The following is a 12,821-nucleotide window of genomic DNA, read 5'->3' as shown; positions in this document are numbered from 1 at the left end:
CGGGTAAAATCCTGCTAGGTGTTTGGGAATTTTCACGAATCCACGAATCGCAGGCAAACGCGGCAGGTGGATGAGTGCGCCCTCATTGGACCCGGTCCACCCATCAGCCTACCTGCGTCTCATTCATTCGCCGCTTGGCCTGCACTCGCCAAAGGCGTCGCCGCCCGCCTCACCGCGCACGGCCCGCCCTACTCCCTGCAGGGCGGATATCAGCAGACGAATGCCCGCGCTGACGTCCGGATCGGCCAGGGTGGAGAGCAGACCAAACAGGCCCACGGGTTCGGCCAGGGTTTCTCTCTGCGTCTCGGCGCACTGGAGGCCGACCGCGGCGCCCTCGACGACCTGGCTGAGCCGGCTCAAATCGACTGCGCTCAGCGTCTCTGCGGCTACCATCAGGTTTTTCAACCCACGGACGGCTCGAGGCTGATTAGCCAGGTGCACGAGGATGTCCAGCACCTCGTCTCCCTTTTCCAGCAGGGCGCTGGCCAGGCTGAGCACCCCTCGCGCGTGCAGGGCGCGCACGAGCCGTAACAGCTCACCGAGCGCCTCCCTGTCTTCCGCCGTCAGCTGCGGCCGTTCGAACTTCCCTGTGTCAGCGGTCTCATCCGCCACGATGGGAATGACATGGGTCAGGGGTTTGGCCATCCTTACGCCTCCTTGTCGACCGAATTTGCATCGTCCGTCGCGCCCGCCAGCTTGCCGACCAAGGGCCGGTAGTCGGGACGCGTCCACTTTTTCTCCACTTCCACGCCAGGACGCGGACGGGAACGGTGCCGGCGCGGGTTGTTCTTGCCAATGGGCGAAGTGCTCTTGTCGCCGAGCACCTGCATACGCACCCGTACCTCCTTGTAGGCCGGGGTGTGCGTGGCGACATCCGCTTCACTGCTGGTCAACCGATTCACCGTTTCCTCATCCCGGGCTGAGTTCATCGGCATATACAACTCATGGCCTTGCACCCTGTCGGTGATCACGGCCTGCACCTTGACGCTGCCATACGGCGAGGTCAGCCGTACCCAGGCGCCGTCCGCAATCCCTCGTTCCGCCGCCAGCTCCGGCGAGACCTCGACAAACGTGCCGGGCACCTTTTGCCGTAGTCCCTCCACGCGATAGGTCAGGTTGCCCTCATGGAAGTGCTCGAGCATCCGGCCGTTGTTTAAGTGCAGGTCATAGGTCTCCTCGAATTCGAGCGGCTCTTGCCAATCCACCGGATAGAGGAAGGCGCGCCCGCCGGGCAGAGCAAAGCGGTCCGTGTACAACAGCGGCGTGTCCTGCCCGTCTTCGTTCACCGGCCACTGCAAACTCTTGTACCCTTCCAGCCGTTCGTACGTGGCGCCTTTCATCAACTCGGTGATGCCGCACGCCTCCTCGAACACCTCGCGCGGAGACGAGTAATTCCAATTGGCGCCGAGACGATTGGCGACAAGTTGGATAATCTCCCAGTCCGGCTTGGCGTCGCCAACCGGCGACAAGGCCTGGTAGAGCCGCTGGATGCGCCGCTCCGTGTTGGTGAAGGTCCCTTCCTTTTCGAGACTTGGACAGGCAGGCAGAATGACGTCCGCAAACTCCGCCGTCTTGCTGAAAAACACGTCCTGGACCACAAAGAACTCCAGCTTTTCGAACGCCGCCTGGACGTAGTTGGCATTGGAGTCGACCACCGCCATCTCCTCGCCTACCAGATACATTGCCTTTACGCGCCCTTGGTGGATGGCGTCCACCATCTCGTGGTTGTCCAGCCCCTTTTCCGTCGGCAGTTTTACACCCCAAGCCGCCTCCCACTTCGCACGCACCCGTTCATCATCCACCCGCTCGTAACCGGGCAGGAAACTCGGCGCGCAGCCAAAATCCCCCGCGCCCTGAACGTTGTTATGACCGCGCAGGGGGTAGGCGCCTGTGCCGGGACGGCCGACCTGCCCCGTCACCAAGAGCAGGTTGCAAATCGCCGTGCTGGTATCCGTGCCGCCCCGGTGCTGAGTGACTCCCATCGCCCAGCAGATGGCCAACCGTTCTGCCGAGGCAATCCGGTCGGCCGTCTCCTTCAGTTGTTCGATGCGAAGCCCCGTCACACGCGCGGCATACTCCAGCGTATAGGGAGCCAGCGACTTGACAAATTCGTCAAACCCGTCCACCCGCTGGCGGACAAACTCCCGGTCATAGCGGCCGGAGTCAATCAGCAGCTTGGTCACCGCGTTCAACCATACCAGGTCGGTACCCGGCCGCGGGTGCAGGTGCAAATCCGCTCGCTCCGCCAAGTCGTTTTTCCGCAAGTCGGCAACAATCAGCTTCTGCCCGTATTTCTTTTTGGCCCGCCGGATGCGCGTCGACAGCACCGGGTGCGATTCGGCCGGGTTGGCGCCGATGACGATAACCAAGTCCGCCAACAATAAATCCGAGATCGATCCGGTGTCTCCGCCAAGCCCCATCGTCCTCCGCAGGGCCTCGGTCGCCGGCGCTTGGCAATAGCGCGAGCAGTTGTCGATGTTGTTGGTGTGCAGGACCGCCCGGGCCAGCTTTTGCATCAAGTAGTTTTCTTCGTTGGTGCACTTGGAAGAGGAAATGAGGGCAATGCTGTCGTCGCCGTGCTTGCGGCGGATGTCGGTGAGGCGCTCCGCAATATAGTCCAACGCGTCCTCCCAAGAGGTTTCATAGAATGCGTCGCCACGGCGTACGAGCGGTCGCGTCAGGCGATCCGGACTGTTCACGAAGTCCCAGCCAAACTTGCCTTTGACGCAGGTGGAGATTTGGTTGGCGGGCGCCTCCATCTGCGGTTCCACTTTGAGGATTTTGCGGCCTTTGGTCCAGACGTCAAAGCTGCAGCCCACGCCGCAGTAGGTGCAAACCGTCTTGGTCCGCTGGATGCGCGCCTCACGCAGTTTGGCTTCCACTTCCGACACCGCAAAAATCGGCTGATAACCGGGCTCCACCTGTTTCGTCAGGTCAATCATGCCACGCAGGGTGGGCTTCGAGATGCCAGTCAGGTACCCGGCCTCTCCCAGCATGGACTTTTCCTGCAGGGCGTTGCAGGGGCACACCGTGACACAATGGCCGCAGGAGACGCAGGAGGACTCGTTGATGGGCACATCGTCGTCCCAGATGACGCGCGGGCGCTCGCGGGCCCAGTCGATGGAGAGCACCTCGCTGACCTGCAGGTTTTGGCATGCCTCCACGCAGCGGCCGCAGAGAATGCACTGGTTCGGATCGTACCGATAAAATGGGTGGCTGTCGTCGACGGCGTACGGCTTCGGCGAAAACGGCTCCGCCTGCTCGTTGATGCCCATCGCCATGGCCGTGTTATGGACGACGCAGTTGCCGTTGTTATTGTCGCAGACCGTACAGTACAACTCGTGATTGACCAAAATGCGGTCCATCGCCTGCTTGCGACCAAAGCGCGCGGCCGGCGACTTGGTCCGCACCATCATCCCCGCCGTCGCTTCCGTGGCACACGCCCGTACCAGTTCCCCGTCTACCTGCACCAGACAGGTGTCGCACGTCTCAATCGGACCCAGCGCCGGATGATAACAGATGTGCGGGAAGTCCTTCTGCACCTGCAAAATGAGGTCCAGCAGGCGGCTGCCTGCGGGCGCGGTCACCGCCTCCCCGTCGATGTACACGGTCACCGTGTCCGCCTCCCGGTCCGGTGTCGCTGCCGTCGAACGAACTTCCATCTCCATAGCAATCTCTCCCTCCTCGCCAGGGCTAGCATGCCATCCTAACGCGCACGGATGCGCTTACATGAAGCCTTGTCCCGCCCGCCCGAGCAGCGGACGGAATGAAAAGGCGCCGTTTTTGCGTCATGCATACGCCGTGCACCTCATGCGCACTCACGTATCGCTTTGGCCCGTTTACGAGCCTGCCCTCACCGCAACGAGCTCGATTTCCACCTTGGCCCCCTTCGGCAGCGCAGCCACCTGAATGCAGGACCGGGCCGGGCGGTGGTCACCGAAAAAGGCGCCGTAGGCCGCGTTCACCGTGTCAAAGTCGGCCAAATCGGTGAGAAAGATGGTGGCTTTGGCCACATCGGTACGGCGTACCCCAGCCGCGGTCAGGACCGCGTCCAGGTTGGCCAGCACCTGCTTCACCTGCTCCTCTGCACCGCCTTCGACCAGCGTCCCGTCTGGCCGCAGCGGGATTTGCCCGGAGGTGTAAACGAAGCCACCGACTTCCACCGCCTGCGCGTACGGCCCAATCGCCGCTGGCGCTTTCTCCGTTGAAATGGTACGCATCCGATGTGTCCCCCTTTGTTTGCTTGTGGATGTGTGTCAACTACCCAATCTGCACCTCTCGGGAAGGCCGCACCTTCACCCACTCGCCTTCCTGCAAATCTTCCAGCGTGAAGAGCGAGAAATACTCGTCAATCAGCTTTTTTGCCGGCTCGCGAGTCGTCATGAACACCGCCGTGCCGACCACCTGCGCGCGGAATTCGTTCAAGAGCGTCGAGACTGCCTTGACCGTTGCCCCGGCGCGCATAAAGTCGTCAACAATCAACGCCCGCGCCTGTTCCGGCATCGCGCGCCGGGAGATGGACATGGTCTGTATCCTCCGTTCCGATCCGGACACATAGTGCAGGCTCACGGCGGGTCCGTCGGTCAAACGGTGTTCGCGGCGGGCAATGACCACTGGCACGTGCAAATATCGGGCGGTCGCCACCGCCAGCGGGATGCCTTTGGTTTCCACCGTAACCACCACGTTGACCCGGCTATTCGCGTACACCGAGGCAAACCAACGGCCCACCAAGTCCAGCACGTCGGATTCCCCCAACACGTCCGACATGTAGAGGAATCCCCCAGCCAGAATCCGCGACGCATCGGATAGGCGTTCGGCCATGGCGGCGACAAACGCTTGCTGCTGAGCCAGGGGCACCTGGGCGCGAAACACGATGCCGCCGGCCGCCCCGGGAAACGTCTCAACCTGACCGCTGCCGTCCTCCTCGACCACCTGGCGGATAAGCGTCACATCCTCGCTGAGGGAAGACTTGGCAGCCTCCCAGCGGGCCGCCCACTCGGAGAGCGAACACACCTGGCTGGGGTGCTCCATCAAGGCCTGGGTTACCCGAATCAACCGTTCCGACCGCCGCATCGACCGGAACCCCTCCTCCCGAACCTCACTGGGTAATTACACCATGCGGCTGAGATACACCTCGCGGACAAACCCGCGCAAAGCATTGTACAGTCGCTGCGCGGCCGTCTGCGTCCCAACCAGGCAATACAGGGTCGGGCCGCTGCCCGACATATGTACCCGCATCCGGGCGACTGCCTCCACCCGTCGCCGCAATTCCTGCAAGTCGGGGTAAAGGCGCATCGTCACCGGCTCTAGGTCGTTTGTCACACGCTCACGCACCGCATCGACATCGGCCTTCGCCAGCGCTTCCATCATGGCCCGACTGCTCGGCTCAGCCCGTTCTACGTAAGTCTCTATCGCCTGATAGACGGCGGCGGTCGAGACGTGCATCAACGGGTGCACGAGTACGACAAATGCACGCAGGCTGTGCTCCACGGGGCGCAGCCGCTCGCCCCGCCCGGTTGCTACCGCACAGCCTCCGTGCACGCAAAACGGTACATCCGAGCCCACCTCAGCACCAATCTCCGCCAACTCAGCCAGCGTGAGCCCCGTACCAAACAGCCGATTCATCCCCCGCAGGACGGCTGCCGCATCGGCCGATCCGCCCGCGAGCCCGGCCGCAATCGGAATCTGTTTGTCGATCTTGATGCGCAGCCCGGCCTCATGGCCTGTACGACGAAAAAACGCGCGGGCCGCCGCATGGGCGAGGTTGCGCTCATCCAGCGGCACCTGACTGACATTACAATCCAGTTCAATCCCTGCGCCGTCCGTCCGCTCGAGAAACACCGAATCGGACAAGTCGATGGTCTGCATAACCATGTCGACCTCATGATACCCGTCCGCGCGCTTGCCTAGCACGTCCAGCGTCAGGTTGATCTTGGCGTACGCCCGTTCCACCAGCAACTACCCCACCTCGACCCTTTTAGCATGGTCGAGAATGGGCGCTGCGTCAAGTTGTACCCGTCACATTCCTGTCACACCGTGGCCACGGCGCGGTCTGGGGCGTGCGCGGAAATGGCGGATACCGTCATCCCGCCCAAGCTCTCGATGACCTGCTGCAATGGGTCCAGTTTCTCGTAAAACGCGACCACCACCTCGCCCGGCTTTGCCGCGGCGATGGCCTGCCGCAATGCATCGGGCTCCGAGAGTACCACCGCGCACGGCTTTTCCGGGTGAAGGCGGCGGATTTCCCCCGCCACCATGTGCGCAACCTCCCCTTCCCGGCGCCCCCGCTTGTCCGCGTCTTCCTTGACGATGAAGGCGTCAAACCACTGCGACAGCTCCGCCGCGGCCTGGCGGATGACCTCATCGGCCCGGTCCCCCGGAACACCGACGACGCCAATAATCCGTTTCGTTCCAATCCGCTTCAACCACTCGCCGACGCGGCGAAACCCGTCCGGGTTATGCCCATAGTCAAGCACCACGAAACAACCGCCCTGCATTCGATAGGTCATCAGGCGTCCCGGGTTGTCCTGCTCAGGTCGGAACGAGAGCAGCGCGTCCGCCACCTGCCGCCGTGTTAAGCCGAGAGAACGCAGGGCGGCCGCCGCCGCCAGACAGTTTTCAATCTGGAACCGCGCCTTCCCGTCCATGGTTACCGGGATGTCCCGCGCAAACGCAATCTCCCAGTTCAGGTTCCCGCGGCCTTCCGTCAGCCAGCCGCGCTGGAGAAAGAACCCGACACCGCCGCCCGCGAGGTGCCGCCGCAACACCGGGTTATCCGGGCTGGTCGCGAAGAAGACGATTTTTGATGACAGCCGCGGCGCCAGCTCGACCAGGTTTTTGTCCTCCGCGTTGAGAACCACCGTACCATCCTCAGACACACACTCAGCCACCAACGACTTGATGTGCACCAAGTCTTCAATCGTCTCCACGTGGTCCTGCCCGATATGGTCCAGGGTGATATTGGTCAATACCGCCACATTCGCCCGGTCGTACGCCAGCCCCCCGCGGACGATGCCGCCCCGCGCCGTCTCCAAAACCGCCGCTTCCACGGACGGATCGGACAAGACAAGGCGGGCGCTGGCAGGACCGGTGGTATCTCCGGAGAGCACCTGTTTGCCGCCGATAAACACCCCGCCGGTTGTGGTCATGCCCACCGTGCGCCCGGTGGCCGCGAGCCCGTGGCCGATGAGGCGAGTGATGGTCGTCTTGCCGTTGGTGCCAGTCACGGAAACTAACGGGATGCGGCCGTTGTCCCGGCCGGGAAACAGCGAGTTGACAATTGCCTGGGCCACGTCGCGGGTGACCCCATAGGAGGGATGCTGGTGCATACGGATGCCGGGGGCGGCGTTGACCTCGACGACGGCGCATTCTTCGTCCTCCTGCGGCGGTCGGTGAATCGCGGGCACAATCATGTCGATGCCGCATACGTCTAGGCCCACCAAACGCGCGGCCCGCTCGGCGATGAGTCGATACGTCTCGTCCAGCTGCCCGGTGACATCGACCGCCTCGCCCCCGGTGGACAGGTTGGCGCTGTCGCGCAGGAGGACGACGCGGCCGGACGCGGGTACATCGTCTGGCGACAATCCCTGCCGGGCCAAGACTTGCTCCGCCACCTCATCCATTGGGATGCGGGTCAGCGGTTTTTCATGATCCGCTCCCCGGTTTGGGTGCGCGTTGACCTCGGCGACCAGCTGCCGGACGCTCTGATACCCGTCCCCGCGTACGGTCGGGGGGATGCGTTCGCTGGCTGCTGCCAGCTTCCCGGCCACCACCAGGAGGCGGATGTTTTTCCCCTCTACGTATCGCTCGACAATCACGCGCCGGTTATAGCGGCTGGCAAAGCGATAGGCGAGGCGGACCTCCTCTTCGCTGACCAGGTTCAGGCTGACGCCGCGGCCCTGATTCCCGTTATAAGGCTTGATGACCACCGGAGAGCGCAGGCGGCGGAACTGGGCGACAGCTTCCTCCTCATCGTCCGCCCATCCCCCATGCGGGACTGGAATGCCGGCGCTCCCCAGGATCTCTTTGGTCAGCGATTTGTCGGAGGCGATGTCCACCGCCACGGCCGAGGTGTTATCGGTGAGCGTGGCCTGGACCAGCTTTCGTTTTTTCCCGTGCCCCAACTGGACGAGGCTCCCTTCGTTCAAGCGCCGCACCGGGATGCCGCGCTGCGTGGCGGCATCGACAATCGCCTGGGTACTAGGGCCCAGCGCCGTCTCGCGCAGGATCTCTTCCGCTCGGGCCATGATGTCGTCGAGGGAATACGACTTCCCGGCCAGGATGGACTCGACAATCCACATCGCCGCCTCGAGCAGATAGCGTTGACAGCGGTAGGCCTTACACTCCATGACAATTTCGTACTGGCCAGGGCCGCCGGCGTACAGGGTCTTGCCGTAATGAACGTCAATGCCCACGCAGCAGGCCAACTCAATCGCCAGGTGTTCGACGATATGTCCGAAATACGTCCCTCCGTGCAGGCGTTCGACAAATCCGCCCGGCTCCCCCTTCGCGCAGTGATGCTCGCAAAGCCCAGGGAACTCGGCCAGGAGCCGCTCGTTGAAGCCCGGAAATTCGCGGCTCTCCCGCTCGGTTAAATCTTCGAGATCGACATCGGCAATGAGAATCGGCCGATAGATATACAAGTTGGGCCCGTCGATATGGCGCACCGAACAAATCCTCATGGATTCAGCTCCTTGCAGCCCCAGACTGGTACGCTTTCCAGTCGGTTATCGGTCTCCTGTCGCGCAGATGAAACCCGTATCCCTGCGGCAGAATGTGCAGCTGAATGCCGCACAGACACAACGCCTCGTCGGATTCCACCGCCTCCAGGTTGGAATACGTGACACCGCCGGCGTCGACCACACTGACCGCACCCCGGCCTATCACGCGAAAGACGCCGTTTTCCACAACGATTGCCGTGTCCTCGTCGATGCCAAGACCCAGGTGGTGAGGGTACTGTGCGACCGCCGAAACCAATCGCCCCAACCGCCCGCGCTGGGCAAAGTGCTGATCGATGACAACCCCATCGAGGAATTCCATTCCCGGCGCCATATCGACGACGGCAATGCGCGGGTTGGTCTCCCCTTCCCCATCAACAATCATCGTACTTGACATCATCGACGCGCCGGCGCTGGTTCCGCCAAGTGGAACGCCACGAGCGAGCGCGTTGTGCAAAGCCGCGTCTACGCGGGTCCCACCGAGCAGCTTGGTGATGCGCATCTGGTCGCCGCCGGTGAAAAAGATGCAGGTGGCGTCTTCGATAAACTGCACCGCGCTGTCTGTATTCGCGGCGTTGCGATGAGACACGTCAAATGTCCGGACGTCCGCCGCCCCCAAGCGGCGAAACACGTCCACGTACTCCATCCCCACCTCAACCGGCAGCTCGGTGGCCACCGTCATGACGAGCACGTGTGCGTGCCTATCCCCACCAAGCCGCATAAACTCGCGTAAAATGCGGCATTCCCCCTGCTTATCCTCGGCGCCGCCGATGATGACCAATGGGCCAGGCATATCCGACATTCGGTCCCTCCTTAGCTGAAAACAACACATGTGCTAGTCTGTCCGCGCAAAAAATCCAGTATGCAGAAAACCGGGGGCGTCTGCCCCCGGCGGCCGTCATATCGCAGATGAAGGTTTCGTCTGTCTGTGGCTAGCGTTTCTGCTCGGCCAGAGACTCCTCCGCAATCTCGATGGCGCGCTTGACCATATTGCCGGCGTCGCGGGTGGTAATAGCCCCCCAGCCATCACGCTGAACCGTGTCGTAGAAACCGAGTTCCTTCGCCAGTTCCAGCTTCAGCTCATCCGACATGGTACCTCTGCGTCGACCCATCGTTTTGCCCCCTTCTCACTTACGCTTCGCGACTGCGAAGCGCGGCGTGATTGACGGCCAGTCGTAGTCTCCGTAGCCCCAACCGATTCCAAACTCGCAAATCTTGACAAAAAAAAGACGGCCCTTGGCCGTCTTCGCATACCCGGACGCTTACAGGCGCCCAGGATGATTTATTGCGACTGTGTATACGTAACCTTGACGTTATCCCCGTTTTTACAGACCATCAACTCGACCGTTTCTGTCAACAAGTCCGCGTAACTGTACGAGACCCGTTCGAATGAACCGTCGGATGGATCTAGGCGAACCACGAACACGGACGGGTATGTTTCTTCCAGAACCCCGCTGCGTTCAATGGTTTTCCGGCGACCGCCGTTCGCCCGCAGCAAAACCTTCTCCCCGATGAGTTCATCGAGACTACTCTTGATGTCGTGGAGCGCATTTCTGGCCAACACACACCACCTCTTTCCACGGGCGATTATACCATGGAAGGAGGATATAAGTCAACCAGGTTAAACATTATATCAGGGCTCGATTTTCGTTGTCAATGGGTCAATACAGCGATTTCGGCAGTCCCAATCGATATTTTCCACGCGACTCAAGACCGCCGATGCCATCGGTACCTGTGTACGTCGACTGCACGACATCGTACACATTCACCGTCTGGTTAATCGGCGTGTAGGCCACCTTCTCCGCAATAAAGACCGGATCGAGCGCGTGAATCATGATGCGCTGCGGCGAACTGGCAAAGTTCGCCCCCGCGTCCAGCAGGGACTCGAAGTGGGACTGGCACGCCCCCGCGATGATGACCAAATCATCCATGCTCCGCGAGTGCCTGCGGGCGTTTTGTACGGTGTGCACGAAATGGAGCGAATTGCGGTAGTTGCGGATATCCGACAGGTCTTTGCCCTTCCGAATGACACCGTCGTGGCCAGTGATGATGAGGATATCCGGTTCATATTTCTCTAACAGGGACCGGACGGCTTCGGGCATGCGCGACTCGGACATGTGTTCGCCAAAGGCCCGGATACCGAGTTCTTGGTACATCGCTAAACACTTCTGCAAATACGTCCCGTCGCCATCGAGGTGGAGAACCCGTCCGGGCCGCTCAAAAAAATCAGGATTGGATTCAAACCGCGCCTCCTTGCGTAGGGACAGCTTCTCCGATTCTTTTTCCCGCCGAGATCGAATCAGCCGTACACACTGGTCTTCGAGGTGGTGCCGATAGGCCTCGTATTGACGTAATTCCTCTTCACTGACGACCTCCAGGTCATCCAGTGGGGCGTCGGCCATCAGTCGTACGTCGATGCCTTTGAGAATGGCGGTCTGGGTTTCCTCGTCGATTTCGACGATGACAAAACACAGGTCTTTTCCATATGATTTGCGTGCGACGTAATCTCCCGCCTGTACCACGCGAATCCCCCTCCCGTATCGGGGCCGTACTGATTTCAGGATATGTCGCGCGGGCGGTGCCGTGACACGCGGGACACAGGCGGGATACACGCGGGAAGGAGAGAGGTGATACGGTGGGAAGGGAGTCGGAGCACGCGGTCTGTGCCGTGGTCGCCGCGCGCAACGAAGCGGGCCGAATTCGCCATGTCCTGGGGCAGCTCATGCGCGCGGGCGTCGGGGCCTGCATCGTCATCAACAACGGGTCCCAGGACGAGACCGCCGCCTTGGCCCGCGCGACCGCCCTGATGTGGGCAGCCACTGGGAGAACGCTGCGGGTGCTCGAAGTGGCGGAACCACTGGGGCCGGATGTTGGACGGGCGTATGGCGCCTACGTGGGCCTGCGCGATTTCCCTCGGGCGGCCGCATACGTGTTTGTGGACGGCGACTGGGGCGGCGGTTTCGGACCTCAGCTGGCCGCCTTTTTACAGGCCGCCCGGGAGAGTGGCGCCTGGGTGGCCTACGCCGACAGCCGGCACCGTCCGCTCCGGACCGACGCGCGCATCTATCGGGATTTGGCCCACCGCTTCGCCCCCCACCTGCAGGGCGCGGCAGTGCCTGAACTGCCCCTCTTTATCCGGCGCGAGGCGTTCACCCGCGTATCGCCGTGGTGGCTGCACCAGCCTGGGCTGTTCTTCGCGCACTGCCTGCGTCAGGGCGTCCCGATGGCGGTCGTGCCGAGGCTCGTGTTCAATGTGCGCATCCGTGGCGATAAAACCCGTGGGGCCGCCCACCAGGCACGCATGCGTGAGACCTTACTGGGCGATGCCGTCGAGGCGGCACGATTCTTGCTCGCCCGTCCGCCAGGCCGGCACTGGCGCGGGCGCAGCCACGTTGGGTTGGCAAGCACGCGACGGCTCGATGTGCTAGCCCGGCTGGCGGCCACAGCGGAAATCCGGATGACCCGCTAGATGCAAAGTGGCAGACCGGTTTTCACACCTTCGTGTACCGATCTGCCACCTTCGAGGCCCCGTAGGAATCGGGTTTGATGCGCGCCTCGTAGCCACTGGCGGTAATCCAGGCCACAATCTCGCGAATCAACTGCTTGGTCGCTCCTTTTTCGCCAACGTCCAGATGCACCTCAATCTGCCAATCGCAGCCTTGCGCCTTGAGCGCCTCCGACAACTGCGCGCCCAGCTGCAGGGAATACCCAGCCTCCGCGAACATCCGCTGCCGCAGAGAACGCATGAAAGGCTGGCGATCCCGATGAACGAAATAGCGGGCGCCTTTGCCGATGCGATGAAAAATGACCGCCGACACGAAGGTGACGGACTGATCTTGGGGCTTAGGCTGCGAATCCGTGCCGATAATCACACGGAACGCGTCGTGCGGATGGCTCTTCGCCTCATGAATCAGTTCCTCGACAACCTCCTGGATGTCCATCGTGCCGTGCGTCGGATTGAAGAACCTCCACACCGCGCGCACCTCCTGCATGAACAGTCGGGCAATTATCCTTGTCAACAGTATATGTCAAATAACCGCAGTGAAGAAAGGCACACCACCCCGGTTGAAAGGCAGCGGGCGCTCGAAACGGTACTGGGGCCAG

At 61.9% G+C, this 12,821-nt stretch carries 12 protein-coding genes; 1 reads left to right on the top strand and 11 read right to left on the bottom strand.

Translation table 11 applies throughout. From position 1 onward, the window contains the following. Nucleotides 1-123 precede the first annotated feature (123 nt). The 10 genes from H522_RS0110365 to yabG form a co-directional block, all read right to left on the bottom strand. Nucleotides 124-645, bottom strand: coding sequence for a helical membrane plugin domain-containing protein (locus tag H522_RS0110365; protein WP_026962260.1), 522 nt, complete (start codon nucleotides 643-645; stop codon nucleotides 124-126). Nucleotides 646-647: 2 nt separating this feature from the next. Next, entirely contained in the window at nucleotides 648-3,662 is a 3,015-nt protein-coding gene (fdhF, locus tag H522_RS18835; RefSeq protein WP_051344167.1) for a formate dehydrogenase subunit alpha, read from the bottom strand. Nucleotides 3,663-3,839: 177 nt separating this feature from the next. Next, complete coding sequence (locus H522_RS0110355) at nucleotides 3,840-4,220, bottom strand: RidA family protein (protein ID WP_026962259.1); 381 nt, start codon at nucleotides 4,218-4,220, stop codon at nucleotides 3,840-3,842. Nucleotides 4,221-4,260: 40 nt separating this feature from the next. Next, nucleotides 4,261-5,073 (bottom strand): pur operon repressor, encoded by an 813-nt coding sequence (purR, locus tag H522_RS0110350; protein WP_026962258.1) that lies wholly within the window; start codon nucleotides 5,071-5,073, stop codon nucleotides 4,261-4,263. A 36-nt stretch (nucleotides 5,074-5,109) separates the two neighbouring features. Beyond that, a complete protein-coding gene (ispE, locus tag H522_RS0110345) occupies nucleotides 5,110-5,952 on the bottom strand; it encodes a 4-(cytidine 5'-diphospho)-2-C-methyl-D-erythritol kinase (RefSeq protein ID WP_342664400.1) in 843 nt (280 codons plus the stop codon). Between the two features lie 77 nt (nucleotides 5,953-6,029). Further along, nucleotides 6,030-8,681, bottom strand: coding sequence for a cyanophycin synthetase (cphA, locus tag H522_RS18830; protein ID WP_051344160.1), 2,652 nt, complete (start codon nucleotides 8,679-8,681; stop codon nucleotides 6,030-6,032). A 4-nt stretch (nucleotides 8,682-8,685) separates the two neighbouring features. Continuing rightward, entirely contained in the window at nucleotides 8,686-9,519 is an 834-nt protein-coding gene (locus tag H522_RS0110335; protein WP_026962256.1) for a cyanophycinase, read from the bottom strand. A 130-nt stretch (nucleotides 9,520-9,649) separates the two neighbouring features. After that, a complete protein-coding gene (locus H522_RS0110330) occupies nucleotides 9,650-9,829 on the bottom strand; it encodes a small, acid-soluble spore protein, alpha/beta type (RefSeq protein ID WP_026962255.1) in 180 nt (59 codons plus the stop codon). A 170-nt stretch (nucleotides 9,830-9,999) separates the two neighbouring features. Then, nucleotides 10,000-10,278: a biofilm formation stimulator Veg gene (gene veg / locus H522_RS0110325; RefSeq protein ID WP_026962254.1), complete on the bottom strand. Its 279-nt coding sequence runs from the start codon at nucleotides 10,276-10,278 to the stop codon at nucleotides 10,000-10,002. A 100-nt stretch (nucleotides 10,279-10,378) separates the two neighbouring features. Then, nucleotides 10,379-11,239 carry a sporulation peptidase YabG gene (gene yabG, locus H522_RS0110320; protein WP_026962253.1) on the bottom strand — a complete coding sequence of 287 codons (861 nt, stop codon included), beginning with the start codon at nucleotides 11,237-11,239 and terminating at the stop codon, nucleotides 10,379-10,381. A gap of 113 nt (nucleotides 11,240-11,352) precedes the next feature. On the opposite strand from yabG, the gene H522_RS18825 reads away from it, so the two are divergent. Further along, on the top strand, nucleotides 11,353-12,186 hold the full coding sequence (locus H522_RS18825) for a hypothetical protein (RefSeq protein ID WP_051344159.1): 834 nt from the start codon (nucleotides 11,353-11,355) through the stop codon (nucleotides 12,184-12,186). A gap of 22 nt (nucleotides 12,187-12,208) precedes the next feature. Here H522_RS18825 and H522_RS0110310 read toward each other — a convergent pair whose 3' ends face one another. Continuing rightward, nucleotides 12,209-12,691, bottom strand: coding sequence for a ribonuclease H-like YkuK family protein (locus tag H522_RS0110310; RefSeq protein WP_245578080.1), 483 nt, complete (start codon nucleotides 12,689-12,691; stop codon nucleotides 12,209-12,211). Nucleotides 12,692-12,821: the final 130 nt, after the last annotated feature.

Source organism: Alicyclobacillus herbarius DSM 13609, assembly GCF_000430585.1.
GTDB classification, from domain to species: Bacteria; Bacillota; Bacilli; order Alicyclobacillales; family Alicyclobacillaceae; genus Alicyclobacillus_G; species Alicyclobacillus_G herbarius.
This window is presented reverse-complemented; position numbering and strand designations above follow the sequence as displayed.

What these genes read in the sequence shown, in the direction of transcription:
- H522_RS0110365 (WP_026962260.1), bottom strand. Translation starts at nt 645, where the DNA reads ATGGCCAAACCCCTGACCCATGTCATTCCCATCGTGGCGGATGAGACC.
- fdhF (WP_051344167.1), bottom strand. Translation starts at nt 3,662, where the DNA reads ATGGAAGTTCGTTCGACGGCAGCGACACCGGACCGGGAGGCGGACACG.
- H522_RS0110355 (WP_026962259.1), bottom strand. Translation starts at nt 4,220, where the DNA reads ATGCGTACCATTTCAACGGAGAAAGCGCCAGCGGCGATTGGGCCGTAC.
- purR (WP_026962258.1), bottom strand. Translation starts at nt 5,073, where the DNA reads ATGCGGCGGTCGGAACGGTTGATTCGGGTAACCCAGGCCTTGATGGAG.
- cphA (WP_051344160.1), bottom strand. Translation starts at nt 8,681, where the DNA reads ATGAGGATTTGTTCGGTGCGCCATATCGACGGGCCCAACTTGTATATC.
- H522_RS0110335 (WP_026962256.1), bottom strand. Translation starts at nt 9,519, where the DNA reads ATGTCGGATATGCCTGGCCCATTGGTCATCATCGGCGGCGCCGAGGAT.
- H522_RS0110330 (WP_026962255.1), bottom strand. Translation starts at nt 9,829, where the DNA reads ATGGGTCGACGCAGAGGTACCATGTCGGATGAGCTGAAGCTGGAACTG.